Source organism: Rhodococcus sp. RS1C4 (assembly GCF_002258225.1).
Lineage (GTDB): Bacteria > Actinomycetota > Actinomycetes > Mycobacteriales > Mycobacteriaceae > Rhodococcoides > Rhodococcoides fascians_E.
Genome location: NZ_NOXZ01000031.1, coordinates 209,027 through 234,922, shown reverse-complemented (window position 1 = coordinate 234,922; position 25,896 = coordinate 209,027). Strand labels below are relative to the sequence as shown.

General features: G+C 65.3%; 25 protein-coding genes. 13 read left to right on the top strand and 12 right to left on the bottom strand.

Annotated features, from left to right (window positions below; translation table 11 throughout):
- Positions 1–14: 14 nt before the first annotated feature.
- The 5 genes from CH289_RS16270 to CH289_RS16250 form a co-directional block, all read right to left on the bottom strand.
- The gene (locus CH289_RS16270; protein ID WP_094724298.1) at positions 15–2,066 is read right to left on the bottom strand and encodes a xanthine dehydrogenase family protein molybdopterin-binding subunit; all 2,052 of its coding nucleotides are present in this window, start codon (positions 2,064–2,066) and stop codon (positions 15–17) included.
- Positions 2,063–3,058, bottom strand: coding sequence for an FAD binding domain-containing protein (locus tag CH289_RS16265; RefSeq protein WP_020113083.1), 996 nt, complete (start codon positions 3,056–3,058; stop codon positions 2,063–2,065). Before CH289_RS16265 ends, CH289_RS16270 begins: the two co-directional genes overlap by 4 nt.
- The gene (locus CH289_RS16260) at positions 3,055–3,549 is read right to left on the bottom strand and encodes a 2Fe-2S iron-sulfur cluster-binding protein (protein WP_019665325.1); all 495 of its coding nucleotides are present in this window, start codon (positions 3,547–3,549) and stop codon (positions 3,055–3,057) included. Before CH289_RS16260 ends, CH289_RS16265 begins: the two co-directional genes overlap by 4 nt.
- A 90-nt stretch (positions 3,550–3,639) precedes the next feature.
- The gene (locus tag CH289_RS16255) at positions 3,640–5,118 is read right to left on the bottom strand and encodes a carboxylesterase/lipase family protein (RefSeq protein WP_094724297.1); all 1,479 of its coding nucleotides are present in this window, start codon (positions 5,116–5,118) and stop codon (positions 3,640–3,642) included.
- Positions 5,119–5,252: 134 nt separating this feature from the next.
- On the bottom strand, positions 5,253–6,944 hold the full coding sequence (locus tag CH289_RS16250) for a DEAD/DEAH box helicase (protein WP_170945279.1): 1,692 nt from the start codon (positions 6,942–6,944) through the stop codon (positions 5,253–5,255).
- 450 nt (positions 6,945–7,394) lie between these two features.
- Here CH289_RS16250 and CH289_RS16240 point away from each other — a divergent pair, with 450 nt between their 5' ends.
- A complete protein-coding gene (locus CH289_RS16240) occupies positions 7,395–9,182 on the top strand; it encodes an AMP-dependent synthetase/ligase (RefSeq protein WP_027499048.1) in 1,788 nt (595 codons plus the stop codon).
- 43 nt (positions 9,183–9,225) lie between these two features.
- On the opposite strand, the gene CH289_RS16235 is transcribed toward CH289_RS16240, so the two are convergent.
- Positions 9,226–9,840, bottom strand: a complete 615-nt coding sequence (locus CH289_RS16235; protein WP_020113087.1) for an alpha/beta hydrolase — start codon at positions 9,838–9,840, stop codon at positions 9,226–9,228.
- Positions 9,841–9,896: 56 nt separating this feature from the next.
- On the opposite strand from CH289_RS16235, the gene CH289_RS16230 reads away from it, so the two are divergent.
- Positions 9,897–13,319 (top strand): TM0106 family RecB-like putative nuclease, encoded by a 3,423-nt coding sequence (locus CH289_RS16230; protein ID WP_094728168.1) that lies wholly within the window; start codon positions 9,897–9,899, stop codon positions 13,317–13,319.
- 6 nt (positions 13,320–13,325) lie between these two features.
- On the opposite strand, the gene CH289_RS16225 is transcribed toward CH289_RS16230, so the two are convergent.
- From CH289_RS16225 to CH289_RS16215, 3 genes are all read right to left on the bottom strand, one after another.
- Complete coding sequence (locus tag CH289_RS16225) at positions 13,326–14,300, bottom strand: ABC transporter substrate-binding protein (protein ID WP_230595619.1); 975 nt, start codon at positions 14,298–14,300, stop codon at positions 13,326–13,328.
- Between the two features lie 88 nt (positions 14,301–14,388).
- Positions 14,389–15,582: an alanine racemase gene (locus tag CH289_RS16220; protein WP_170949159.1), complete on the bottom strand. Its 1,194-nt coding sequence runs from the start codon at positions 15,580–15,582 to the stop codon at positions 14,389–14,391.
- A 46-nt stretch (positions 15,583–15,628) separates the two neighbouring features.
- A complete protein-coding gene (locus CH289_RS16215; RefSeq protein WP_019665333.1) occupies positions 15,629–16,261 on the bottom strand; it encodes a TetR/AcrR family transcriptional regulator in 633 nt (210 codons plus the stop codon).
- Positions 16,262–16,327: 66 nt separating this feature from the next.
- Here CH289_RS16215 and CH289_RS16210 point away from each other — a divergent pair, with 66 nt between their 5' ends.
- A complete protein-coding gene (locus CH289_RS16210; RefSeq protein ID WP_019665334.1) occupies positions 16,328–17,623 on the top strand; it encodes a D-arabinono-1,4-lactone oxidase in 1,296 nt (431 codons plus the stop codon).
- An 18-nt stretch (positions 17,624–17,641) separates the two neighbouring features.
- On the top strand, positions 17,642–19,123 hold the full coding sequence (locus tag CH289_RS16205; protein WP_019665335.1) for a molybdopterin-dependent oxidoreductase: 1,482 nt from the start codon (positions 17,642–17,644) through the stop codon (positions 19,121–19,123).
- Here CH289_RS16205 and CH289_RS16200 read toward each other — a convergent pair.
- Genes CH289_RS16200 through CH289_RS16190 form a run of 3 tightly spaced genes read right to left on the bottom strand, consistent with a single transcriptional unit; the run spans position 19,116 to position 21,176 of the window.
- Positions 19,116–20,051 carry an adenosine deaminase gene (locus tag CH289_RS16200; RefSeq protein ID WP_037182517.1) on the bottom strand — a complete coding sequence of 312 codons (936 nt, stop codon included), beginning with the start codon at positions 20,049–20,051 and terminating at the stop codon, positions 19,116–19,118. The genes CH289_RS16205 and CH289_RS16200 overlap by 8 nt on opposite strands.
- A 10-nt stretch (positions 20,052–20,061) precedes the next feature.
- A complete protein-coding gene (locus CH289_RS16195; RefSeq protein WP_094728167.1) occupies positions 20,062–20,853 on the bottom strand; it encodes an enoyl-CoA hydratase/isomerase family protein in 792 nt (263 codons plus the stop codon).
- 35 nt (positions 20,854–20,888) lie between these two features.
- Positions 20,889–21,176 (bottom strand): helix-turn-helix domain-containing protein, encoded by a 288-nt coding sequence (locus CH289_RS16190; RefSeq protein WP_080738103.1) that lies wholly within the window; start codon positions 21,174–21,176, stop codon positions 20,889–20,891.
- Between the two features lie 124 nt (positions 21,177–21,300).
- Between CH289_RS16190 and CH289_RS16185 the strand changes: the two genes are divergently transcribed.
- From CH289_RS16185 to CH289_RS16150, 9 genes are all read left to right on the top strand, one after another.
- Positions 21,301–21,555 (top strand): hypothetical protein, encoded by a 255-nt coding sequence (locus tag CH289_RS16185; RefSeq protein WP_037182521.1) that lies wholly within the window; start codon positions 21,301–21,303, stop codon positions 21,553–21,555.
- Positions 21,552–21,686, top strand: coding sequence for a hypothetical protein (locus CH289_RS28760; protein WP_256977259.1), 135 nt, complete (start codon positions 21,552–21,554; stop codon positions 21,684–21,686). The genes CH289_RS16185 and CH289_RS28760 overlap by 4 nt, the downstream gene beginning before the upstream one ends.
- Before the next feature lie 169 nt (positions 21,687–21,855).
- Positions 21,856–22,278, top strand: coding sequence for a hypothetical protein (locus CH289_RS16180; protein WP_143545089.1), 423 nt, complete (start codon positions 21,856–21,858; stop codon positions 22,276–22,278).
- A gap of 85 nt (positions 22,279–22,363) precedes the next feature.
- Positions 22,364–22,552 carry a hypothetical protein gene (locus CH289_RS16175; protein ID WP_037106231.1) on the top strand — a complete coding sequence of 63 codons (189 nt, stop codon included), beginning with the start codon at positions 22,364–22,366 and terminating at the stop codon, positions 22,550–22,552.
- A complete protein-coding gene (locus tag CH289_RS16170; protein WP_094728165.1) occupies positions 22,549–22,797 on the top strand; it encodes a hypothetical protein in 249 nt (82 codons plus the stop codon). Before CH289_RS16175 ends, CH289_RS16170 begins: the two co-directional genes overlap by 4 nt.
- The gene (locus CH289_RS16165; protein WP_094728164.1) at positions 22,794–23,231 is read left to right on the top strand and encodes a hypothetical protein; all 438 of its coding nucleotides are present in this window, start codon (positions 22,794–22,796) and stop codon (positions 23,229–23,231) included. The genes CH289_RS16170 and CH289_RS16165 overlap by 4 nt, the downstream gene beginning before the upstream one ends.
- Complete coding sequence (locus CH289_RS16160) at positions 23,213–23,752, top strand: hypothetical protein (RefSeq protein ID WP_143545088.1); 540 nt, start codon at positions 23,213–23,215, stop codon at positions 23,750–23,752. Before CH289_RS16165 ends, CH289_RS16160 begins: the two co-directional genes overlap by 19 nt.
- Positions 23,749–24,603 (top strand): PD-(D/E)XK nuclease-like domain-containing protein, encoded by an 855-nt coding sequence (locus CH289_RS16155; protein WP_094728162.1) that lies wholly within the window; start codon positions 23,749–23,751, stop codon positions 24,601–24,603. Before CH289_RS16160 ends, CH289_RS16155 begins: the two co-directional genes overlap by 4 nt.
- On the top strand, positions 24,600–25,841 hold the full coding sequence (locus CH289_RS16150) for a hypothetical protein (RefSeq protein ID WP_094728161.1): 1,242 nt from the start codon (positions 24,600–24,602) through the stop codon (positions 25,839–25,841). Before CH289_RS16155 ends, CH289_RS16150 begins: the two co-directional genes overlap by 4 nt.
- Positions 25,842–25,896 lie beyond the last annotated feature (55 nt).

The window sequence follows — 25,896 nt, the reverse complement described above, 5'->3', positions numbered from 1 at the left end:
TTCCGCGCACGTGACTAGAGGTGCGGAAGGACCTTGTCCAGAGTGATGGGAAGGTCCCGGACCCGCACGCCGGTGGCATGGAAGACGGCGTTACCGATCGCTGCGGGGGAACCGACCGTACCGATTTCGCCGATTCCCTTGCCTCCCATGGGGCTCAGTTCGTCGTCGCGCTCCTCGACCCAGGTCGCCTCGATGTCGACGGGAATGTCCGCGCACACCGGAACGTGATACTCGGCGAAGTCGTGGTTGGAGAATCCGCCGAACTCCGGATCGGTGTTTCCCGCTTCCATCAACGCCATGCCGATCCCGAAGGTCATGCCGCCGATCAGTTGCGACCGAGCGAGGCGCGGATTCATCACACGCCCGATCCCGAAGACACCGAGCATTCGCCGGACCCGCACCTCACCGGTGTCGACGTCCACCTCGACCTCGGCGAACTGCGCACCGAACGCCATGCGTGCGAAGTCCTTCTGCGCGTCCAGGTCGTCGGAGGTGTCGACGGTGACCTCGGCCGGGCCGGTCTTCGAGGCGAGTTCCGTGCACGCCTTCGTCACCGCCCACCCCCAGGACGACGTGCCCGAGGAACCGCCTGCACCTGGGGCCTTCGGCAGCGCACTGTCACCCAGCTTCAGGACCACGAGATCCGCGGACACACCGAGGGCATCGGCGGCGATCTGCCGCAACACGGTTCGAGCGCCGGTACCGATGTCCGACGCCGCCACGGACACCGTGACGGAGCCGTCCTCGGCCCGCGTCGCCGACGCCGTCGACGGGCTGATCAGCACCGGGTAACTCGCCGTGGCGACACCGGTACCGATGAGCTTGCGCCCTTCCCTGCGATGCCCCGGACGTGGATCGCGCTCCGCCCACCCGAACCTCTCGGCTCCCTCACGCAGACACTCGACGACGCTGCGCGAGGAAAACGCGTTGCCACTCGCCGGGTCCACGTCCGGTTCGTTCAGTATTCGCAACTCGATCGGATCGATTCCGACCTCGTAGGACAACTCGTCGATCGCCGTCTCCACCGCGAACATCCCGGGAGCCTCGCCAGGTGCCCGCATCCAGCGCGGCGTCGGGACATCCAGCACTGCCAGTCGATGCGTGGTGCGACGGTGGGGCGAGGCGTAGATGTGGCGCGACGACTCCGCGGTCTGCTCGCAGAATTCGAAGATCTGCGACGTCTGCTGAAACGTGTCGTGTGCCAACGCCGCGAGGGTGCCGTCGGCGGATGCACCCAACTGGACGTGGTTGATCGTCGGCGTGCGGTATCCGACGAGATCGAACAACGCCTGCCTCGGCAACGCCAGCTTGACAGTGCGGCCGACGGCACGCGACGCCATGGCCGCCAGCACCGCGTTCGGCCGGGTACTGCCCTTGGCGCCGAACCCGCCACCGACATTCTCGGCGACGACCCGAACATTCGACGGATCCAGACCGAACACCGTCGCGAGATCACCCTGGACTCCGGAAGGCGCCTGCGTCGAATCCCACACCGTCAGGACACCATCCGACCACAGCGCTGTCGTCGCGTGCGGTTCCATCGGACTGTTGTGCATGGGAGCCGTCGTGTACCAGCGGTCGACGACGTGGGCCGCGGACGCCAACGCCGAGTCAGGATCGCCGACGGTCACGTCGGTCGGAAACCCTGCGTTGACGGTCTCCGGCGCATACAGCGACGCGTGATCCGTCGTCAGTTCGTTGTCCGGCCGCGCCTCGTCCGCGTACGTCACCCGAACCTGCGCGGCGCCCTCGCGTGCGGCCTCCAGGGAGTCGGCCACCACTGCGGCGACGATCTGACCACGGTAGGCGACTCGATCGGATTGCAGCACAGCAAGTTCGGTGTCCTCGATCTCACCCAATTTCTCGGCGTTCTCGTGCCACAGCAGCGTGACGTCGGCCGGCGCGGTCACCTGGGAGACGCGACCTGTAGGAATCTCCGCCGGGACATACCAGCAGTAGGCCGGCGCCGTCTCCGCATGCTGCTCGACAGCGTATCGCGCCCGGCCGGTCACCTTCGCGACGCTCTCCGTCCGGGGGATCGACTGCCCTATCGATGCGGTACTCATTCCTGCACACTCCTGGCTGCCAGATCGGTCAGGGCCTCGGTCACCAGATTGCGCACCAGGGGAACTTTGAACCCGTTGTCCCGCAACGGCACCGCGGCCTTCAATTCCAAGTCGATCGCTTCACGAAACGCCTCGTGCTTCGCCGACCTGCCCAGCAGTTCACCCTCCGCGGTGATCGCACGCCACGGCTTGTGCGCGACTCCGCCGAGCGCCACGCGCGCCTCGGTGACCTGACCGCCCTCCACCCGAAGGACCGCAGCCACCGACGCGAGCGCGAATGCGTAGGACGCACGGTCGCGCACCTTCCGGTACAGCGACACCGCGCCGTCGGGCAGCGCAGGAATGTCGATGGAGGTGACGATCTCGTCGTGGCCGATGGTGGTGTCCAGATCGGGATCGTGTCCGGGTAGCCGGTACAGCTCCCCGATCGGCACACGATGGGCCCCGTGCGGGCCCTGAATGTTCACCACCGCATCCAACGCGGTCAACGCCACTGCCATGTCCGACGGATGCGTCGCCACACAATGATCCGACGCCCCGAGGATGGCGAGGTTGCGATGATCACCCGCGATGGCCGGACAGCCGGAACCAGGATCACGTTTGTTGCACGGCTTGGAGGTGTCCATGAAGTAGACACACCTCGTGCGCTGGAACAGATTGCCCCCGACGGTGGCCATGTTGCGGAGCTGACCCGACGCACCGGACAACACCGCACGCGACAACACGGGATAGCGCGAGCGAACCACCGGATGCACAGCCAGATCACTGTTGCTCACCGCTGCGCCGACCCGAAGCGACCCGTCGTCCAGAATGTCGATCTCACCGAGCGGCAACCTCGTCACGTCGATGAGCGACGACGGTTGCGCCGCACCGAGCTTCATCAGATCGACCAGGTTGGTCCCACCGCCCAGAAGCGCGGAATCCGGATCCGACGCAAGCCGATTCACAGCGTCGGCGACGTCGGTGGCGACGTCGTAGGTGAACGTCTTCATTCGCTTGCCTCCATCACTGCGGGCACGATGTTGGCGTAGGCACCGCAGCGGCACAGGTTGCCGGACATCCGTTCGCGGACTTCCTCGCGGGTCAGGCGTGGGTGATCGTCCTCGGTGACCGCGCTCGGCCAGCCTTGCTTCGCCTCCTCGATGACGGCAACGGCCGAGCAGATCTGCCCGGACGTACAGTATCCGCACTGAAACGCGTCGTTGTCGACGAAGGCCTGTTGCACAGGATGGAGCGTGTCACCGTCGGCGAGGCCCTCCACGGTCACCACCTCGCGGCCCTGGTAGCCGACTGCGAGGGCGAGGCAGCTGTTGATGCGGCGGCCGTCGACGAGCACGGTGCACGCACCGCACTGTCCGTGATCGCATCCCTTCTTGGCGCCGATCAGATCGAGATGTTCTCGAAGTGCGTCGAGCAGAGTCGTCCGCACATCGCAGTCGAAATCGTGGTCGGTGCCGTTCACGCGCAGCGTCACTCTGGTCATGCGGTCGCAATTACCCAGGATCGTAGAATTCTCAAACATAGTGGCGCACAACAAAGGCCAGCCTAACCTCCCTCGCCTATGTGAGTAAATCTAGGTGAACCCGAGAATCTCCTCACCCCATGCCCGACGGAGTTCGCGGTCCGGGTCGTCGACCTCCGTGTCGTGCTTGTCGATCAACAGAGTCGTCCGAGTCGCCTCGTCGTACGGAGCCCACGGATCACGTCCGTACGCGAAATCGACCCAGCGGCGCCGGAGACGCTCACCGACCGCTTCTGCAGTTCTGCGACCACCCAGCTTGAACGTCGGATCCTTGGGAACGACGCCGAAGTTGCCGAACACATAGGGCACCTCGGTACCGTGCATCGCGCCCAGCCTGGTGATCTTCAGGAACGGAGTCGCCTGGTCGAAGCGATACAGAAAAGTGCGTGCCCGACGACTGTGCGCCTCCGCGATCCACAGCGTCGGCATTCGAAACGCTGCATCGCGCGAAATTTCGAGCGCCGACCGCTTCGTCGGATACCCCGGATAGGCCGACGTGACCTCCACTTCCTCGTCGGACCTCATCTCGGGATGATCCTCGGCGATCGCCTGGAACATCTCGTGCACCTTGTCCGGGGTGATCGGCATCAACGGCGACTTCATCAGCTTGAACATCGACGATTCGTCGTGGTTGGTCCCGATCAACAGAGGGACCGCGTGCTGGTACCCCTTCTGGAAGGCCGCGACCGGGTAGTGCGGGACCAGATCCCTGTCGACGACGGGAGCCAGCGCCAAGGTTCCCGGCACTTTCGCCGGGATCTCCTGCACCAACTCACCCGTCGCTCGCACGATGTCCCCGATGTCGAGCCCCCGCAGTCCCGACGCCTCCACCCCCGCGAGTTCCAGGAAACGCTCCGCAATGGACGACGCCCTCTGCGCCCCGTACACCGATGTCGCCGGAGAGCTCTCCGCGATGACCCGGTGGAACAGTCCGGCAGCCGCAGGCGAGACCATCAGGGTGGTGACCGACCCACCGCCCGCCGACTCCCCGAACAGCGTCACCTGCGACGGATCACCGCCGAAGCCCGCAATGTTGTCCCGCACCCATTCCAGAGCCGCGATCTGATCACGCAGACCGACGTTGGAATCGAAATCCCCGAACGCCGAGAAATCCAGAAACCCCAGCGCACCGAGACGGTAGCCCACCGTCACCAGCACCACCTGACCGTCGGTGACCAGCGTCCTGCCGTCGTACACCCGTTGCGCGGAGTTGCCCAGGTAGTACGCGCCGCCGTGAATCCACACCATCACCGGCAAGCCTCGGGCGCCGGCCGGGCTCCACACGTTGAGCGTCAGGCAGTCCTCGCCGACGGTCAGGCCCGGGTCGATGGGCAGGGGGCCGTGCTCGGTCTGCGGCGCGATGTGCCCGAACTCGGTCGCGTCGCGCACGCCCGACCATGCCGTCGGCGGCCGCGGTGCCCGCAGCCGCAGATCGCCCACCGGGGGCGCCGCGTAGGGAATTCCCTTCCACACGGTCACACCGTCGTCGACGATTCCCTGCACCTGTCCATACAGTGTCTGCGCGATCACCGACTCATGATCCCCTGCCGGCGGTGCGTCGTCCCGACAAGTCGATCGAATTCTCGAGGTGCGCGACCACCGGCCCGGTGGACACGAGAAAACCCCCATCCGACGTGCGGGTGGGGGTTTCTCGTGTGCTCGTGTCAGTCCCGGGGACGACGGCCCTTGAACTTGCCGCCGCCGCGGGGGCCACCGCGGCCACCGGGAGGACCCGAATCAGGCTGAAGCTGAATCAACACACCGCTGATCCTGGTGCGCCGCAACGCCTCGACCGTCTCGTCGGCGAGATCGGCGGGCAGCTCGACGAGCGAGTGATCGGGACGAATGCTGATGTGCCCGAAGTCCGAGCGCCGGAGCCCACCCTCGTTGGCGATGGCACCGACGATGGCACCGGGAGCGACGTGATGACGCTTGCCGACGGCGATGCGGTACGTCGCCATCGCCTGGCCGGTCTTGCGGTGGTGCGAGCTTGCGGCATCGTCGTCGAACGTCCGCGCCGGCCGCGGCTCGCGCTTCTCGCGAGGTGCGCGCGGCGGGGCAGGAGGCTCGGGCTTGAGCAGGAACTCCTCGCCGTCACGGGATTGAACGGCCAGAGCCGCTGCGATGTCCGCCAACGGGACGTCGTGCTCACGCTCGTAATCCTCGATGAGCTTGCGGAACAAACTCAGGTTCGGCGAGTTCAGGCTCTCGGTGATGGAGTCGCCGAACTTCGTGACACGTTGGGCATTGACGTCGTCGACGCTCGGCAACTGGATCTCGGTGATCGGCTGACGCGTCGCACGTTCGATCGCCTTGAGCAGGTGACGCTCCCGCGGTGCGACGAACAGCAGCGCCTCGCCTGCACGTCCCGCTCGCCCGGTGCGACCGATGCGGTGCACGTAGGACTCGGTGTCGTGCGGAATGTCGTAGTTGATGACGTGCGAAATTCGGTCGACGTCGAGTCCGCGTGCCGCGACATCGGTCGCGACCAGAACGTCGATGGTGCCGTTCTTGAGCTGACCGATGGTGCGCTCACGCTGAGCCTGGACGATGTCACCGTTGATGGCCGCTGCCGAGAAGCCCCTGGCCCGCAGTTTCTCCGCGAGTTCCTCGGTGGCCTGCTTGGTACGGACGAACATGATCATCGCCTCGAACTCTTCGACCTCGAAGATGCGAGTGAGTGCCTCGAGCTTGCGCTGATGCGCCACCTGGACGTACCGCTGGGTGATGTTCGGTGCCGTCGACGTCTTGGTCTTGACGGTGATCTCCACCGGATCGTGCAGGTACTGCTTGGAGATCTTGCGAATGGCAGGCGGCATCGTCGCGGAGAACAGCGCAACCTGCTTGTACTCCGGAGTGTCCGAGAGAATGCGCTCGACGTCCTCCTGGAAGCCCATCTTGAGCATCTCGTCGGCCTCGTCGAGCACCAGATACTCGAGATGCGACAGATCGAGCGTCCCCTTCTCCAGGTGGTCGATGACACGACCGGGCGTTCCGACGATGATCTGCGCGCCCTTGCGCAACCCGGACAGCTGGATACCGTAGGCCTGGCCGCCGTAGATCGGAAGAATGTGCAGGCCCGGAATGTTGGCCGCGTACTTGCCGAACGCCTCGGCCACCTGCAGCGCCAGCTCACGCGTCGGCGCCAGGACGAGCGCCTGCGGAACACGCCGCTCTACGTCCAGACGCGACAGGATCGGCACGGCGAACGCGGCGGTCTTACCGGTGCCGGTCTGCGCGAGGCCGACGACGTCGCTGCCGTTCATCAACGGCGGAATCGTCGCCGCCTGAATCGGCGACGGACTCTCGTAGCCCACGGCATGCAGAGCCTTCAGCACGCGCTCGTCGATACCCAGATCGGCGAACGTGGTGGTGGGAGACTCGGAAGGGGACTCGGCGGAGGGGGTCGCTTCGGAGGACGCCGATGCCGACCCGCTCGAAGTGGACTCGTCAGTCGTCACAGCGGCATCCTGATTCGGCAGTGTTGAACAAGTAGTCGATTGTGCTCATATACAGCCGAGCTTAGTCCCTGTCACGGACTCGGACAGACGAGTGTCGCAAATCAGCGGTCGACGTCACCTCCCACGCCCCGTCCCGCCGACCAGCATCGTCGGTGTCGTGGTGACCGAGGCGACACTCGCTGTCGAAATCGACGGTCGCAACAGTTATTGTGCACTGCGAGTCACACCTAACTCCACACGACTGGTCGGAAAAATTCGCAAACCGGACACCCTCGGTAGTGCAACACGGCCCCGAATGTGATGAAATGCACACCTGTTACGTCATTTTCCCGGAGGGGTCCTACAGTGCGCGAATATTCTGTGCCGGCGTCATTCACCATTCCCGACGATGCTTCGATGGCCGATACCGTTTTCCGGTACGAGAAGGAGTCCCCGAACCTCGTACCGTTCCAGCGTCTCGTCGGCGGAACCTGGACCGACGTCACCGCAGCGCAGTTCGCCAAGGAGGTCAAGGCCGTCGCCAAGGGCCTGATCGCCTCCGGCGTCGAGCTGGGCGACCGCGTCGCGATCCTGTCGGCAACCCGCTACGAGTGGGTCGTCCTCGACTACGCCATCTGGACCGCAGGCGGCTGCACCGTCGCGATCTACGAGACCTCCGCAGCCGATCAGGCTCAGTGGATCCTCGAGGACTCCGCCACCAAACTGCTGATTCTCGAGACTCCCGCACATGCCGAGGCACTGAAGGAGGTCACCGAAGGCGCAGCAGACCTGCGCGAGGTGCTGCAGATCGACGCAGGCGCCATCGACGAACTGACCACCCGCGGTGCAGGGATCAGCGACGAGGACCTCGACACCAGGCGTCACCAGGTGAAGGCGTCGGCGCCCGCAACGCTGATCTACACCTCCGGAACGACCGGTCGCCCCAAGGGTGTCCAGCTGACGCACGCCAACTTCTACGCCGAGGTGCAGGCCACACAGCTCGCTCTGCACGATTCGATGAAGGAGGGCAACCGCACCCTGATGTTCCTGCCGATGGCGCACGTGTTCGCACGCGCTGTCTCCTTCGGCGCATTCGAGTCGAAGGCCACTATCGGCCACACCTCGGACATCACCACGCTGCTCGACCAGTTCGCGACGTTCAAGCCGGACTTCATCCTGTCCGTCCCGCGTGTGTTCGAGAAGGTCTACAACTCGGCCAAACAGAAGGCACACGACGGCGGCAAGGGCGGCATCTTCGACAAGGCCGCGGCCACCGCGATCGAGTGGAGCGAAGCCCAGGACAAGGGCGGCGCCGGACTGCTCCTGAACATCAAGCACACCGTGTTCGACAAGCTCGTCTATTCCAAGCTGCGCGCAGCACTCGGCGGCAACTGCGACCGCGCGATCTCCGGCGGCGCTCCCCTCGGCGCACGCCTCGGTCACTTCTTCCGCGGCGTGGGAATCCCCGTCTACGAGGGCTACGGCCTCACCGAGACCAGCGCGGCCATCACCGTAAACACCACCGCCGAGCAGCGCATCGGCAGCGTCGGCAAACCGCTCAACGGCCACGCCGCCAAGATCGCCGAGGACGGCGAACTGTTGCTCAAGGGCCCGGTCGTCTTCGGTGGCTACTGGCACAACGAGAAGGCGACTGCGGAGTCCATCGTTGACGGGTGGTTCCACACCGGCGACCTCGGTGCCATCGACCAGGACGGATACGTCTCCATCACCGGCCGCAAGAAGGAAATCATCGTCACGGCCGGCGGCAAGAACGTCGCACCTGCCGTGCTCGAGGACGCACTGCGCGCACACGCCCTGATCAGCCAGACCCTCGTCGTCGGAGACGCCAAGCCGTTCATCGGCGCGCTTCTCACCCTGGATCCCGAAGCCCTGCCCGGGTGGAAGGAACGGCACAACCTCACCGACATCTCGTTCGAGGACCTGAAGAAGCACCCCGACTTGGTCGCCGAGATCGACAAGGCCGTCGCCGACGCCAACAAGAAGGTGTCCAACGCCGAGCAGATCAAGAAGTACAAGATCCTGGAGCAGGACTTCACCGTCGAATCGGGAGAACTGACCCCAACGATGAAGCTCAAGCGGAACATCATCCACCAGGAGCGCGGCTCGGAGATCGAGTCGATCTACGCCAAGTAGACAGTTTCTGCGTGTGGCGGGCGGACCCGGACCGGGCCGCCCGTCACACGTGTGTCAGGAGGAACTCCGCGGCTTCGAGCGAAACCGTCCGGTGAACCTTCTCGTGCAGTAGATCGTGGCCCGCGTCCTCGAATTCACGAAGGCGGGCGCCCGGCACGTTCGGGATCCACGACCGGACTGCGTCGATGGGCGCCATGCGGTCGTCGACACCGTGCATCGCCAGCAGCGGCAAGGTGGAATCGCTCAGATCGGTCGGCTTGCCCGTCGTCGACTTGGGAGTTCCGCACAGTACGACCGACGCGAAACCGTCCGGGTTCTTTCCGAGCGCAGAGATTGCCGTCGCGGCACCGAGCGAGTGGCCCATCAGCGCGACCGGGACACCCGAACGCTCGGAGCGTGCGATGTCCGCGAGCTGCAGGGCATTGTCGGCAAGACCGGTGATCTGCGACGCGTCGGACAACTCGCCCTCGGTCAGCCCGTGACCGACGTGATCGACCGCCCACACGTCGATGTTCTCGGTGTTCATGACGCGGGCGAACCGATGATAATTGCCGCTGTTCTGGCCCAAGCCGTGCAGAAACACCAGTACGAGACGGGGATGCGGCGTGGTCCAGGACCGATAGTGCACGGCCCCGGTGACTCCTTCGAAAAACGGCATTCGACTATTTTGCCTTCTCGACGGACCTGTCGCTGCATTCACCTACAGTTGGGCGCGTGTTCGTACTCGGTGATCAGGTCATCTACAGCGCCAGCGACCTGTCGGCCGCAGCCGAATGCGAATACGCATTGCTGCGCACCCTCGACACCAAACTCGGCCGGACGAAGCCGGTCCCCACCGCACCCGACCCGATGCTGGAACGCACGTCGGAACTCGGATTCGCCCACGAACGACGCCAACTCGACGCGTTCCGGAAACGGTTCGGCGCGGGCGTGTCCATCATGCCGCGCCCCGAACGAACCATGCAGGGCCTCGCCGACGCGCACGCCGCCACCATCGAAACCGCGCTGTGGGGGTACGACGTCCTGTACCAGGCGACATTCTTCGACGGCCGGTTCCTCGGATTCTGCGACTTCCTCGTCAAGGAGGACGCGGGGTACTCCGTGTACGACACCAAGCTGTCCCGCCACGCACGCGTCCCGGCACTACTGCAGCTCGCCGCCTACGCCGACGCACTCGGATCGAGCGGAATCGATGTCGCCGACACCCTGCACCTCATGCTGGGCGACGGAACGACCACCGACCACGCCAGGCGGAACCTACTCCCGATCTACCGTCGCCAACGTGCCCACCTCGAAGACATCCTCGACGAACACGTGCGCGACGGCGACGCCGTCGACTGGGCCGACCCGCGCTTCACCAAGTGCGGGCGCTGCGAGATGTGCGACGAGCAAGTCGTCGCACGGGACGACCTCCTCCTCGTCGCCGGATTGACCGGAGGTCACCGAGCGCATCTGCACGACGCCGACGTCACCACAACCGTCCAACTGGCATCCGGCGACGGCCCGATCGACGGCATCTCGGCTCGCATCCTCGGCAACCTGCGCGCGCAAGCAGGTCTGCAGATCACCCAGTCCGCAAGCGGCAGAACAGAGTACGAGATCTTCGACGCCGACGCGCTCGGCGCCATCCCCGAACCGAATCCCGGCGACATCTTCTTCGACTTCGAAGGCGACCCACTCTGGGCAGAACCAACCTCAGGAGCCGATCCGCGGGCTGCACTCCCGGCAGGATCCACCGAGTGGGGCCTGGAATATCTGTTCGGCGTTCTCGACACCGACGGGCAGTTTCTTCCGTTGTGGGCGCACGACCGCGTACAGGAACGCCAGGCCCTGATCGACTTCCTCGCCTACGTCGTCGAACGCCGGAAACAATTTCCCGGCATGCACGTCTACCACTACGCCGCCTACGAGAAGACCGCGCTGCTCAGGCTCGCCGGGCGATACGGCGTCGGCGAGGAGGTCGTCGACGACCTCCTCCGCGACAACGTGCTCGTCGACCTCTACCCCGTCGTACGAGCATCGCTACGCATCGGCGAACGCTCCTACAGCATCAAGAAACTCGAACCCCTCTACATGCCCGCGGGTCGCGACGGCGACGTCACCAACGCCGCGGCGTCGATCGTCGAGTACGCCAACTGGTGCGACCTCCGAGACGAGGGCAGGACCGAGGAAGCCGATGCACTACTGAACGAGATCGCCGACTACAACCGCTACGACTGTGATTCCACTCTGAAACTACGAGACTGGCTGCTGGAGAGGGCTTCCGACGCAGGAATCCCACCCCGCCACGCGGCGGACATCGGCGCCGACACCGAGGAAGAAGCCACCCCGCTGGAAGAATCGCTCCGCGAATTCGCCGGACTCACCGGCGACAGGTCCGATCTTCAGCACGCCGTCGCACTCTACGGCGGATCCATCGGATACCACCGACGCGAACGAAAGCCGTTCTGGTGGGCACACTTCGACCGGTTGCAGAGCCCCGTCGACGAGTGGGCCGACGCCCCGGGAGTGTTCACCGTCGACTCGGCGGAAGCCGAGAGCGAATGGGCGAAGACCACGCCGCGGCAGAAGTTGCTGAGACGGCGACTGAGACTGACGGGCGCGGGAAGCGTCGAGAAGTCGGTCCGGTTGCTCTACGACACACCCGCACCCGACGGCCTGGAACAGCCTCACCCGTCGTACCGGGCGTGCAGCCGAGGCGACCTGGTCGAGGCCGAGGACGACGTCGTCGTGATCGAGGAGAAGCTGACAGCAGGCGCGGACCCGTGGTCGGCGCTGCCGATGGCCGCAGCGCCGGTCTCACCCATCCCCACGGTCAGCATCGAAGCGGCGATCGTCACTGCCGCCGAGGAACTCGCGGCATCGTTGCCCGACCTCCCTGCAACGGCAGTCGCCGATCTGACATCACGGTCGGCTCCTCGCACGCGGTCCGGCTCCGGGCTTCCCGCCGTCGTCGGCAGCGACTACATCGGCGCGATCCTCGGCGCACTGACCGATCTCGACAACTCGTACCTCGCCGTGCAAGGACCACCCGGAACCGGCAAGACCTACACCGCGGCCGCGGTCATCTCCTCGCTCGTCCGCGATCACCACTGGCGTATCGGCGTTGTCGCACAGTCACATTCTGTGGTGGACAACCTGCTCGACGGGATCGTCCGCGCCGGGGTCCCCGAACAGCTCGTCGGCAAGAAGAAGGCGCCCGACGGCGTGACCGAGCTCGAGGAGGGCAAGTACCCGTCCTTCGTGGCCGACGCAGCGGAGGGTTGCGTCGTCGGCGGAACCGCCTGGGATTTCTCGCACACCACCCGCGTCGTCCCCGGATCGCTCGACCTGCTCGTCGTCGACGAAGCCGGACAATTCTCCCTGGCCAACACCATCGCCGTCGCAGGGTCCGCACGAAACCTGTTGCTACTGGGCGACCCTCAGCAACTCCCCCAGGTCAGCCAAGGAACACATCCGGAGCCCGTCGACGAGTCCGCGCTCGGATGGCTCGCCGCCGGGCATGGTGCACTTCCCGCCGACCGCGGCTACTTCCTCAGCCGCACCTGGCGCATGCACCCCGACCTGTGCGCACCGGTCTCCGCGTTGTCCTACGAGAACAAACTGTTCTCCAACGAGGACGCCACGTCCCGACGCGTCCTGGACGGCCTGCGACCCGGACTGCACACGGTGACCATCGACCACGACGCCAGAACCACCGAATCGCCCGAAGAAGCAGAAGAAGTTCGTCGACAGATCGAGAAGATGGTCGGCCTGCCGTGGACCAACCCCGACACGCACTCCGGCCCCCGCGCACTCGAGCCGACCGACTTCATCGTCGTCGCCCCGTACAACGCCCAGGTCGCCTGCATCCGAGAGTCATTGGACCGCGCCGGACTGGCCGACGTCCTCGTCGGAACCGTCGACAAGTTCCAAGGCAGACAAGCCGCAGTCGCCCTCCTGTCGATGACCGCGTCCAACCTCGGTGACTCACCCCGCGGAGCGGGATTTCTGCTGTCCCGAAACCGGTTGAACGTGGCCCTCTCTCGCGGGCAATGGGCAGCAATGATCATCCAGTCCCGAACCCTCACCCACTACCTCCCCGCCACCCCCGACGGCCTGGACTCCCTCGGGGCGTTCATGGCGTTGACCGAATAGCAGCCGCTACGACGCCCTCGTCCAGGAGCCGATCGAACCGGCGATCGTGTCGGCAATGGCCGACGCGGTGATGACCAGCCCGTTGTTCAATCGAGGATCGAGCACAGCGGTCCTACCCTCGGCGACCGCAGGGAGCGCCTGCCATGTTCCCGCCGCACCGACAACCGCAGGGTCCGTCGTCTGGTGGAAGATGTAGTCCGCATCCGCCAGCGAGGACAGGTTCTCGAGCGACAGCTGCTGATTGCCTTTCTCGTCCGCGGGGTCGAAGTACAGCACGTCCAACCCGAGATCTCGGGCCACGGTGGTGCCGATCTGATTGGTCCACAAGTTGACGTAGCCCTTCGCGGCAGGTTCGCTCGTGACCAACGCAATCCTTCTGCCCACCAACGCGTCTCCCAGTTCGGAGCGCGCATCGGCGACGGTCGCATCGTAGGCGTCGAGCAGCACCGCTGCGTCCGATCCCCTCCCGAGAGCGTCGAACTGGCTCGACATCTGCGCTCGGAAATCCGGTTCGTTCACCTCGACCGGCAGCACGGGAGCAACCTGCGACAACAGCTCGTTGCCGTACCAGTCCAGCCGCCACCCGTTGGCGCGCATCACGATGAGATCGGGAGCGAGCGCTGAGACTTCCTCGATGCTCGGACCGTCCGGACCGCCGATGGACTGCACGTCCCTCCCTATCCGTCCGTCGTACTGACCGGCCGGAAGAGATCCCGGCGCGGCCGTGTTGCCCGTTGCGACAAGCGGATACCCGGCGAGCAGAGCGAACTCGAGGTCGCCACGACCCTCCATCACGACGACACGAGCAGGGTCTCGCGGAATTGTCGACTCGAATCCGTCACCTCGCACGGTCACCCTCGCCGCGGACTCCGAACTGTCCTGCGTGACCGACGATTCTGCGCGAGCGCACCCAGCCAAGCCCAGCAAGGACACACTCCCGACCATGAACGACCGTCGAGACAACCCATTCTTCAGATGCATTAGGCAATGCTAAGTTAATGCCTTCCCGGCCCCGACTTGCGTTCATATAGTTCGAGACGACCCGGCTCCACAGACCGAGGCGACGCGCCTAGCCGAAGTTCTTGCCCTCGCCGCGGTACGTCGGGACCACGCTGACGCTGCCGTCGGACTCGACGACATGCAGCGTATCGACCCGCTCACACGGCTCTCCGGCCTTCGCGTTACGGAACCAGATGCGATCACCGATACGCGCACCGCTGGTGGCGACGGGAGTCTGCACCTCACCGGCGCCTTCGTTGCGCAGAAGCTTCAGCCCTCCCCGCAGGATTCCCTGCGCAGTTCGGGAGAGCGCCACCGGGGCGGGCAGACGCGACCTCGATGCCTGACCCGACGCGACGTATCCCCCACCGAACACCGTCGCGATCGTCGGCGTCGGCGTACGAACGACCGGCAACACGAAGTACAGCGCAGGCTCCGGCGTGAATGCCCGGTAGCGGTCGAACAACGTCGGCGCGAACAACCCCGACCCGGCCGTCACCTCGGTGACCGAGGACGCCGCGGAGCTGACTTCGAGCGACCCGGTGCCACCGCTGTTGACCAATTCCAGCGGGCCGACGGCATCGACGACCGCGTCGACAACCGTCGACCGGCGGGTCCGCAACTCTGCAGCCGACGCCTTCTTCATCAGCTCGACCACCGCGTTGGAATCCGGCAGTCCCGCGATCTGCGCCTCGTAGAACATGACACCGACAACCCGGAATCCTCGGTCCTTGGCCGTCCTCGCGAACGACGCCACCTGCGCAGGCTCCCGCAGCGGTGACCGTCGGACACCGAGGTGGATCGGCCCCAGACGAAGCGAGGCGTCGACGTCGATGCACACGCGCGGCCGAGGCCGATCCGAACCGGCGGCCTCGCGAATCACATCGAGATGGGCGGGATCGTCGATCATCAGCGTGATGCGCCCCGACAGCACCCGATCTCGGGTGATCTCCTCCAACGAGACCCTGTCCACCGTCGGATACCCGACCAGAACGTCCTCCGCCCCCGCCCTCGCCAACCAGATCGCCTCGGCCGGCGAGTACGCCATGATTCCCTCGAACTGCTGTGCTGCAGTGAGATTCGGACCCAGCACACGCTCCAGAATCGCCCGGGAACGGACCGACTTGCTGGCGACACGAATCGGCGTCGACCCCGCCCGCCGCCGAAGATCAGCAGCGTTCGCGTCCAGAGCCCCCGCATCGACGACGGCGAACGGCGGCTCGAGATGCGCGGTGGCGTCGGCGAGAAGATTCAGAGAGGGCATACGGTCGGTCGGCACCCGGTCAGCTAACCACCGATCGCCCTCCCCGTCAGATTTCGACGGCCTTGCCTGCGATGACACCGGACAGATCGTCGAGTGCAGTGATCACTGCCATGTCGTCCCTGTCGACCAGCCACCGCAGAATCAGCCCGTCGACCGTGGCCATCCCGAAATGCGCGACGGCCGACGTCGGCTCCAGCCAGCGGGTGCCGGTGATCCGCGCGCACCTGTCCAGGAACGCGAACGTGTCGGTGTCGCGAATCCGATACTGACCGGATGCGATGGTCGCGGCGACCTCCGAGCCGAGCGCGCGGTGCCGAAGCAGATACGTCTTGATCTCGTAGGACAGCAATTGCCGATCGGCCGTCTCCTCCACGAGTGGCCAGATCGCCGTCAGACCGCTGTGCACCAACATCCGCAGCCCACGCACCCCGCCGACGTGACTCGGATGCTCGAACGCGGTGAACAGCGCCGCCGTGACATCGACCACCAAGCCCTCGCCCATGGCGATGACCAGATCTTCCTTGGATTCGAAGCAGTAGTAGACGGCTCCGCGGGGAACCGACGCCTCCTCGGCGACGGCACGGACCGTCAACGCGTCCACACCGACCCGTTCGGCTAGGTTCAACGCCGCGTGGACCAGGTGTGCACGCCGAGCATCGACGGGCAGCCGGGTCTGCATGCGTCCGATAGTAGGCCCGCGTGTCGGACCCGGTGGTCGGATTCCCTCGAGTGCCATAGTGGGTCGATGACGGGGCGCGAGTGGCGTAACTGGGCAGGCAACCAAGTCGCACATCCGGCGGATGTGGTGCGGCCGAGATCGGTGCAGGACGTGATACGGACTCTGCAGCGCGGGGCGACGGTGAAGTGCGTCGGCGCCGGGCACTCGTTCACATCCATCGCGGTCACCGACGGGGTGCAGATGAGCCTGGACCTGATGCAGGGCATCGAGTCCGTACATCCCTTGCCCGACGGTTGTTCCGCCGTCACCGTCCTCGCGGGCACTCGCCTCCGCGCATTGTCGGCCGCGTTGTGGGATCTGGGTCTGGCGATGACGAACCTCGGCGACATCGACGAACAATCGATCGCCGGTGCACTCTCGACCGGTACTCACGGGACGGGACAGCGCTTCGGTGGCATCTCGACTCAGGTTCTCGCGCTGGAACTGGTGACCGCCGACGGCAGCATCGTGCACTGCTCCCGGGAGACCGAAACCGACGTGTTCGACGCCGCACGCGTCGGGCTCGGCGCTCTCGGAATCATCACGAAGGTGACGTTGCGATGCGAGCCCGCGTACGTGCTGCACGCTGCCGAAGCACCCGCGACGCTCGGTGGAACGCTCGACTCTCAGGCGTGGAACGACGCCGACCACTTCGAGTTCTACTGGTTCCCGCACACCGACCGCGTACTCACCAAAACGAACACGCGCGTGCCCGGTGACGCCACGAGGCCACTCTCTCGCCTGCGGGCGTTCGTCGACGACGACCTGCTCGCCAACCGGGCATTCGAGCTGGTCAACCGCGCCGTGACGCGATTCCCGTCGGCCATTCCGCGCGTCAACGCGTTGTCGTCCCGGGCGCTGTCCGCCCGCGAGTTCACCGATCGCAGCTACCGGGTGTTCGCGTCGACGCGCACCGTCAAATTCCGCGAGATGGAATACGCGGTCCCCGCGGACACGGTGGCGTCGGTGATACGGGAAATCGATCGGTGGCAACGATCGTCGGGATTGGTCGTCGCATTCCCCGTCGAGGTTCGCTTCGCAGCCTCCGACGACATCTGGCTCTCCACCGCCTACGGCCGCGGCACCGCCTACATCGCCGTGCATCAGTACCACCGCCGTGATCATCGCGACTACTTCGATGCCGTCGAAGCCATCGCCCGCAGCGTCGGGGGTCGCCCGCACTGGGGCAAGTTGCACTCGATGCGCGCCGACGATTTCGCCGAGATGTATCCGCGGTTCGAGGACTTCGTCGCGGTGCGCAACAGAATGGACCCGGACCGTATCTTCGGCAACGAGTATCTGCGCACCACCCTCCCTATGTGAGGCGCCTATCTTGGAGTGATGATCGAAAAGCCACTCGCCGGGATCATCGCTGCCGGAGTTGTTCTCGGCGTCGGTGAACTCGTCGCCGTACCGTTCGGGCCGAACGCATCGCCCTTCTTCGCCGTCGGATCGGCCGTCGTCGACAACACCCCCGAAGCCGTACGCGAATGGGCCATCGACACGTTCGGCACAGCCGACAAGACCGCCCTCTTCATCGGAATGGCACTGGTCATCGCTGCTATTGCAGCCGGAGCGGGCATGCTGCGTCGGCCACTCGGCGCCGTGCTCTTCGGTGTCCTGGGCGTGATCGGCGTGCTCGCCGCGGTCACTCGCTCGACCGCGACCCCGCTCACCGCGCTGCCGACGATCCTCGGCGTCGCAGCCGGCATCGTCGTCCTGAACGCCCTCCTGAAAACGAAGGACCCGGTCGCAGGTGGTGTATCCCGGCGCAGCTTTCTCGGACTCGCGCTCGCCGCAGGTGTGGTTGCCGTCGCCGCGGGAACGGCAGGCCGGTTGATCGGCCACGCACGCGATGTCACGGCCAACCGGCTCGGTTTCCGCCTCCCGGTACCGACTCCGCAGACCCCGATTCCCGACGGCGCCGACCTGCGGATCGACGGCTTGGCGTCCTACATCACCCCGAACGAGGACTTCTACCGCATCGACACTGCACTCGTGGTGCCGCAGGTGTCGTCCGAGGACTGGTCACTACGCATCCACGGGATGGTCGACCGTGAAATCGAGATCACGTTCGAGGACCTGATGTCGAGGCAAGCGGTGGAGCGGACGGTCACGCTGACGTGCGTGTCCAACATCGTCGGCGGTGACCTCGTCGGCAATGCGACGTGGATCGGCTACCCGCTGCGAGACTTCCTGGAGGAGGCCGGCATTCACGACGATGCGGACATGGTGCTGTCCTCCAGCCACGACGCCTTCACCGCCGGAACGCCGCTGGACGTGTTGCTCGACGGTAGGGACGCGCTGCTCGCCGTCGGCATGAACGGTCAACCGTTGCCCGTGGAACACGGATACCCGGCTCGTCTCGTCGTCCCGGGGCTGTACGGCTACGTGTCCGCGACCAAGTGGGTGACCGACCTCGAGATCACCCGCTTCGACAAGGCCAGCGCCTACTGGACCGACCGAGGCTGGGGCGAACGTGGACCCATCAAGACCGCATCACGTATCGACACCCCACGCTCGGGTGCCGCGGTCGACGCCGGCACCGTCGTGATCGCCGGAGTCGCCTGGCGCCAACACACCGGAATCTCCGGCGTCGACGTCCAGATCGACGACGGAAACTGGGTCGCCGCAACACTGTCCGAGGAGTACTCGACGGACACCTGGCGCCAGTGGACGTACCAGTGGGACGCGGCACCGGGCGACCACACCATCCGTGCACGAGCCACCGACGCCGACGGCGACATCCAGACCTCGATGACGGCCGACACCGTTCCCGACGGCGCCACCGGCTACCCGAAGGCGTTCGTCACCGTCAGATGAAGGACGCCTTGATCGAATTGTCGTACAGGATCTCTCGTTCGCGCTCGGTGAGACCCACCTGCTCGGTGAGCGCAGCGAAGTTGTCGTCCACGTAACCGCCGAAGTACGCCGGATCGTCGGAATTGACGGTAACCACCAGGCCACGCTCGATCATCTGCCGAATCGGATGGTCCTTCAGGTCGGGAATCACCTTGAGCCGAACATTCGACAGTGGGCACACCGTCAACGGAACCTCTTCGTTCACAAGACGATTCACCAACGCATCATCCTCGAGGCACCGCACACCGTGATCGATCCGCTCGACCTTCAGCAGATCCAGAGCCTCCCAGATGTACTCCGCCGGACCTTCCTCGCCCGCGTGCGCGACCACGTGCAAACCCTCGGCCCTGGCCTTGGCGAACACGTCCACGAACAGAGACGGCGGGAACCCCGCCTCCGCGGAATCCAGACCGAGACCGATGATCGGCGCCTTCATCGCCAGCAGATCATCCAGCAGCTTGTTCGCATGCAACACCGGCTTGTCCCGCAGAATCGACGCGATCAACCCACTCGTGACGCCGAACTCCCGCTCGCTCGACGCCGACGCCTCGGCCAACCCCTCGACGACAGCCTCCAACGGAACACCCCGATCCGTGTGCGCCTGCGGATCGAAGAAGATCTCCGCCCGCGTCACACCACCCGCCGCAGCCCGACGAAAGTACGCCCGCGCAAGATCGGCGAAATCCTCCGCCGTCCGCAACACCGACATGTTCGCGTAGTACAGATCCAGGAACGACTGCAGATCCGTGAACTCGTACAGCGCCTCCAACTCGCCGATATCGCTGTACGGCAACGCAATACCGTTCCGCTCGGCGAACTCGAAGATCTGCGAAGGCTCCAAGGACCCTTCGATGTGCATGTGCAATTCTGCGAGGGGCAACGTGGTCATTGGAACCAGCTTACTTGCCTGTGTACGTCGCCTTACCCGGGCCGTTCTCGAGAAAACTCGCAACCGCCCCGCGAAGATCATCGGTCTCGAACAACGCCCCCGACACGTCCGACGTCACCTCGTCCGCATGAGCAACACCACCCGAACGCCACGCTGCCACAATCTTTTTGGTGGCAGCGTGAGCCACCGTCGGACCGGCGGCCAACCGCTCCACCAGGGAACGGGCATAGGCGTCGACATCGTCGTGGATGCTGTTGACGACGCCCCACTCCTTCAGGGTTGCCGCGTCGTAGAGATCACCCGTCATCACGAGCTCGCGCGCACGTCCGGAACCGGCGCGCTCGGCGAGACGCTGCGGGCCGCCCATGGACGGCGTGAGCCCGACGACGGTCTCGACCAGTCCGAACTTCGCTCTCGGCGACGCCACGATGATGTCGCAGGCAAGAGAGATCTCGAAGGCCGCGGTGAGAGTCATGCCGTGCGCGGCATACACGACCGGGCACGGCAACGCCTCGAGCGGATGCGCGATCTGCGCGAAGAGCGTGCGCCACAGATCAGCGCCCTGCTGAGCGGTCAGCCCCTCGAAGACATGCACGTCCACCCCGGCCGAGTTGACCTTGCCCTCGGCGCGCAGCAGGACCGCGCGAGGCGGATCGGCGACGAGGGCGGCGACATCGGCCGCCACGGCGTCGAACATCGCTTGGTCGAACAGGTTGAGGGGGCCGTGGTCGAAGGTCAGCACTGCGACCTCGGCGCCGGCGTCGGTGGTGTACCGGACGAGGGACGTGGGTTGGTCAGCCATGACTGTCAGAGTGCCATACGCTGCCGAAGGCGAAGTTACCGGCGATTATTGACCTCGGCGTCATCACTCGCCGCGTAGAGGTTTCCGCCCCACATCAGCCACTCGCGATCTACGCCCATTTTTTCGGCGATCTTCGCAACCTTGAGGTCGACGCGTCGAGCTGCTCGACCCTCCTCCATGCTTTGCCACTCACGTGCAGAGATTCCGATGAGCTCAGCGGCCGCGCGCTGCGTCAGCTTCTTCTCTGCGCGGACGAGCCGCAACCGGTTCTCCAAGGTGTCAGTCGGTCGCCAACCCGACACACGCTCTGCCGCTGTAGTCATGCTGTGAATCCTAGCGACACACACTCCGGACTGCAACATTTCTTTACGTGGCGACCTGCACATCTACGCGAAACGCCGCCCGAGTGTGTTTGACATTCGAATGTTGCTGGGCAACATTTAGCGCATGGCAACCGCAGCACGAGAACTCATCGAGTCTCGACTGACCGGAACAAGCCTGGCCGGATTCGTAGCAACTCGACGGCGCGCAGGTGCGGGATGGCGACACATCGCAGACGAAGTCACCCTGATCACCGGCTACCCGATCTCGCATTCGACGCTACGCAACTGGTTCCCAAATGCGCCGCAGCGCAAGGAACTTCGTCCAGCGCCTCACCGATTCCAGTCGAAGAATCCCCCTACCGAAACAGTCGCGTCATGAAGGGACAAACAAAGGTGCGCAACACGATTCGCGACCTCCGAATGCATTTCATCCTGGGCGGGCTCATTATCGGCGGCCTCGCCGCATCCCCGCTAATCGGCTCCGGCTGGTACCACTTCGGCCCCCACTGAGAGACCCGCCCTGCAGCCGCCGAGGGAAGACGGCAGGCGCGGGGCGCAACGGCGGCCGGCGGCGCACCCCCTCGCCGGGTAGCAGCCCCGGCCGCCCAAGACCCCCACAAAAAGCGACAGGCCCGCGAGTACCAGTCGCGAGCCCGTCATCACCCGAAGGAGATCAACAGTGACAAGTGTAGTCAGCTCCCTACGCGAGGCGGCGGAGGTGCTCGAATCGATGGCGATCGGGGCCGTCAACCTCGCGTCCGCACGTTCCACCGAATCGCCGTACGCCGGCGGCACACCCGAGCAGCAGCAGCTCCTCGTTCAACAGATGCAAGAACGGAAGTCGTACATCTACGACGCCGGACAGAGCGTGCAGATCGCCGAGGTGTTCCACAAGCTCGCCGACCGAGCCGAGGCAAACGGTGTCGACCACACTCCCATCGACCGCGGCGACTTCATCTCCGACCAGGCCGCCGAGTACTCCGAGCGACTCGACCGGATCCAGGACTTCGTCCTCGGGTTCCGCAACGTCCCCGGTGCCGCGCAGTGGTTCGAGAACGTCGGCGCCCCGATTCTCGAGATGACCAAGGGGAAGAAGTCGTGACCCGCGCGGACCTCGGCGCCGTCGCCTGGCTGGTCGTCGCCGGACTGTTCTTCGGAGCTGTCCTCTACTTCGCGGCAGGTGCAGCATGACCGCACCCGCCACGCAGCCGATCGGGATCTCGTTCTCACGTCCCGAGCCCGACGTCATCCGTGCCCACGTCGTCGAGATCAACGACCTCGGCAAAGCAACGTTGGTCCTGCACACCGACTACACGGTGGACCAGGCCGCGCAGCTCGCCCTCGGCTTGCTCTCAGTGCTGGCAGGTGGAGCATGAGCAAGAGCGCAACCGCCAACAAGGCCGCCGAGGAGATCTGCCGGAAGATCGGCGAGCAACTCGCCGTCATCCCGCTACCCGAGACCTTCGGGCCGTGGCGTGTCGTCTCACCCGAGAAATGGGAGACCGCCGCCGGCGAAGGTTGGGCCACCGGGTACGTCGAGATCATCACCCCCAACGGCGGCGAGTTCGATCCGTCCGCGGTGCTGCACTTCGCGGCCGAACCTCAGGCGTCGCAGTCATGAACCGATTCGAGAGCAACATCGGCCGCGACGAGCTCCTCCGCCGCAGGAGAGCCGGACAGCGACGCCGCCAAGCTGAGTGGATCGCCTCGTACCGGTCGATGCGCGCAGCCGGGTTCGATCACCAGGCGATCGCACGGGACCTCGGCGTCGACTACGACTCGCTGATCCGCTCCCTCAATCGCCTCAACGTCTACGTCCCGGAGGCGGACGAGCGGCCCACGTACGAGCGTCTCGAGCAGCTCATCAAGTCCGGGCGTCCGTTCTCCGCCGCAGACCTTCCCGAGTCTGGGTCGATGAAAGCCCGCGTCGGCGCTCTCCTCCGTGCCCGTAAGGCCGGGCGGATCGCCGTCGTCGGAGCCACCGGATACCCGTCCAGACCACTTCACGTTTATCAAGCAACACAGGAGGATTCGCAGTGCCTACGTACCGCGTGAAAGTCCGCTACGAGAACGAGCTAGGCATCAAGGCCGTAGTCGGCGACGTCGAGACAGGTCCGGGGGCGAGCGTGCTCGGTGCGCAGTTCCTTGCCGTACACCTCGACCAGGACACCCGCGACGCACTGTCCGACATGGCGAAGCGGGCAGCGTTCAATTCGACGATCCCGCACGGCCCGGTGCTGAACATCGCGATCCACCGGATCTACTCGATCGAGCAGCTCGACGAGATTCCCGACCCGCCGCAGCAGTACCACCCGGACCCGAAAACCGGCATCGTCTCTGTTCCCGCCGAGGAGCCGAAGCAGGGCAAGCTCAGCGCTGACGGCACCCACCGCGCATGGTCTGGGTCCGACCCGCAACCGATGGAACCCATCAACACAGTTTGGGACAAAGACGGCCACCGGTGGGAACACCAAGAGGGCATGAACCTGTGGGAGTCCGACGCCCACCAGTATCCCGAACCGTGGGCTGAGCTTCTGTCCTACTTCGGGCCCGTCACCGATCGGCTCGTCGTATGAGCGGCTTCGTGTCGGACGTCGTCGACGCACCCGGAATCTACGGCGGCATCACGGACATTGCGTACCACGCTGACCGGCAGACCCTCTCGTCGTCGGGTGCACGGAAACTCCTCGCACCGTCGACGCCGGCGGAATTCCGTTGGGGGATGGATCACCCGCAGGCACCTAAGACGGAGTACGACGTCGGCCACGCCGCCCACACTCTCATCCTCGGCGAGGGCGCAGAGCTGGTGCGCATCGACGCCGACAAGTGGCTGACGAAAGAGGTGAAAGCTCAAGTCGCCGACGTCCGGGCCGCCGGGAAGCTGCCACTGAAACCGTCCGACTACGACGACGTCCACGCCATGGCGAAGGCGATCAAGGGTCATCCGATCGCCGCGGCACTGTTCGCCGACGGCACTCCCGAACTGTCTCTGTACCACCAGGACCCCGAGACCGGTGTATCGCTCCGCACCCGCCCCGACTGGATGACCACACTCGGCGGCCGGACATTCATCGTCGACTACAAGACGTCGACGTCGGCGGCGCCCGAGCACTTCTCGAAGTCCGTCGACGACTACGGCTACCACGTGCAGGACGCCTGGTACACCGACGCCGTCCGCGCCCTCGACATCTCCGACGATCCGCAGTTCGTGTTCGTCGTCCAGTCGAAGTCCGCGCCGTACCTCGTGAACGTGTTCGAGCTCGACGAGGAAGCGAAACAGATCGGCCGAGACCTCGTCCGCCGCGGTGTCCGCACCTACGCGCAATGCCAACAGTCCGGCGAGTGGCCGGCGCACCCGATCGACATTCACCGAATCAGCTTGCCGCGCTGGGCGGCAAGCAAACACCAGATGGAAGGCACCCTGTGACCACCAACGAACTCGAAGCGTACGAGGCACCCGGCGGAGTACAGGTCCTCGGCTCGGCCGTCGACTCGTCCATCGCGCAGCTCGAAGCGCACGCCCGCGCAATGGCGACCGCGCACAAGCTCGCGACGGCGATGTGTGGGACCGACCTCGTCCCGAAGATGTACAAGGGCAACGCCGAGAACGGCACCGCCGCGATCCTGTACGGGATGGAGCTCGGGCTCAACCCGATCCAGTCGCTGCAGAACATTTTTGTCGTGCACGGCACTCCGGCGATCTACGCCCGGACGATGGTCGCGCTCGTGAAGTCGAAGGGCTACTCGGTGTGGACCGAGGAGTCGTCGGATGAGTCGGTCACAGTGTCCGGGCGTGCGCGCGGCGACGAGCACGTGACGACGTCGACGTGGACCATCGAGCGAGCGAAGAAAGCGGGTTACGTTCCCACCCCGAAAGGTGATAATTCGCAACGTCGCCCCGAGGTGCAGACCGATTGGGTGACCGTCACCAAGACGTTCAACGGTCGGTCCTACGAGTCGCTCGTCGGGAACATGAAGTACATCACCGACCCGCAGGCGATGCTCTACGCGAAGGCCGCGTCGGAGGTGTGCAGGAAGATCGCGCCCGAGGTTCTGCTCGGTCTCGCGCACTCGGCGGAGGATCTGCAGTCCGAGCAGGAGCCGGTGCAGGCACAGTCGACACGCGGCCCGGCGCAGTCCACCGGTTGGCAGGACCGCCTCGGTGTAGAACCAGCGAAGTTCCGTGAGGATTACGCGAGCGAGGTCAAGCCTCCCGAGTCGTGGAAGGACCGGGTCGTCGTCAACGAGACCGAGCCTGACGCGCCGATCGAGAAGACGGAGAAGGACGAGGCGGCAACAGAGCCCGAGCCCGCTAAGGCTGAGCCGAAGAAACGCGCCCCTGCGGCGAAGACGCAGGCCAAGCCCGCCGAGAAGACGGAACCCGTGAAGGCCTCCGAGCCCTCCGATGACGGCGCAAAACAGGACACCGCGCAGGCCAAGGCCCCGAGCTACACGATCCCGAAGGACGCCGCGACAGCCGAGCAGATCAAGGAGCTCGGCCGGTTGCTCGACGAAGACGGCGGCGCCACAACACCCGAGGCGAAGCTCGAGTGGATCAACTCGACGTTCACCACGGCGTACCTCGATCCCCGCCAGATGACGTCGAAGCAGGCCGCCGACGCGATCAAGTTCCTCGGCGCAACCCCGGCCGCCGGATCCAAGTAAACCCCTCGCCGGCGTGACAGTCGGAAAACGAACAACCCACTACAGAAAAGAGATT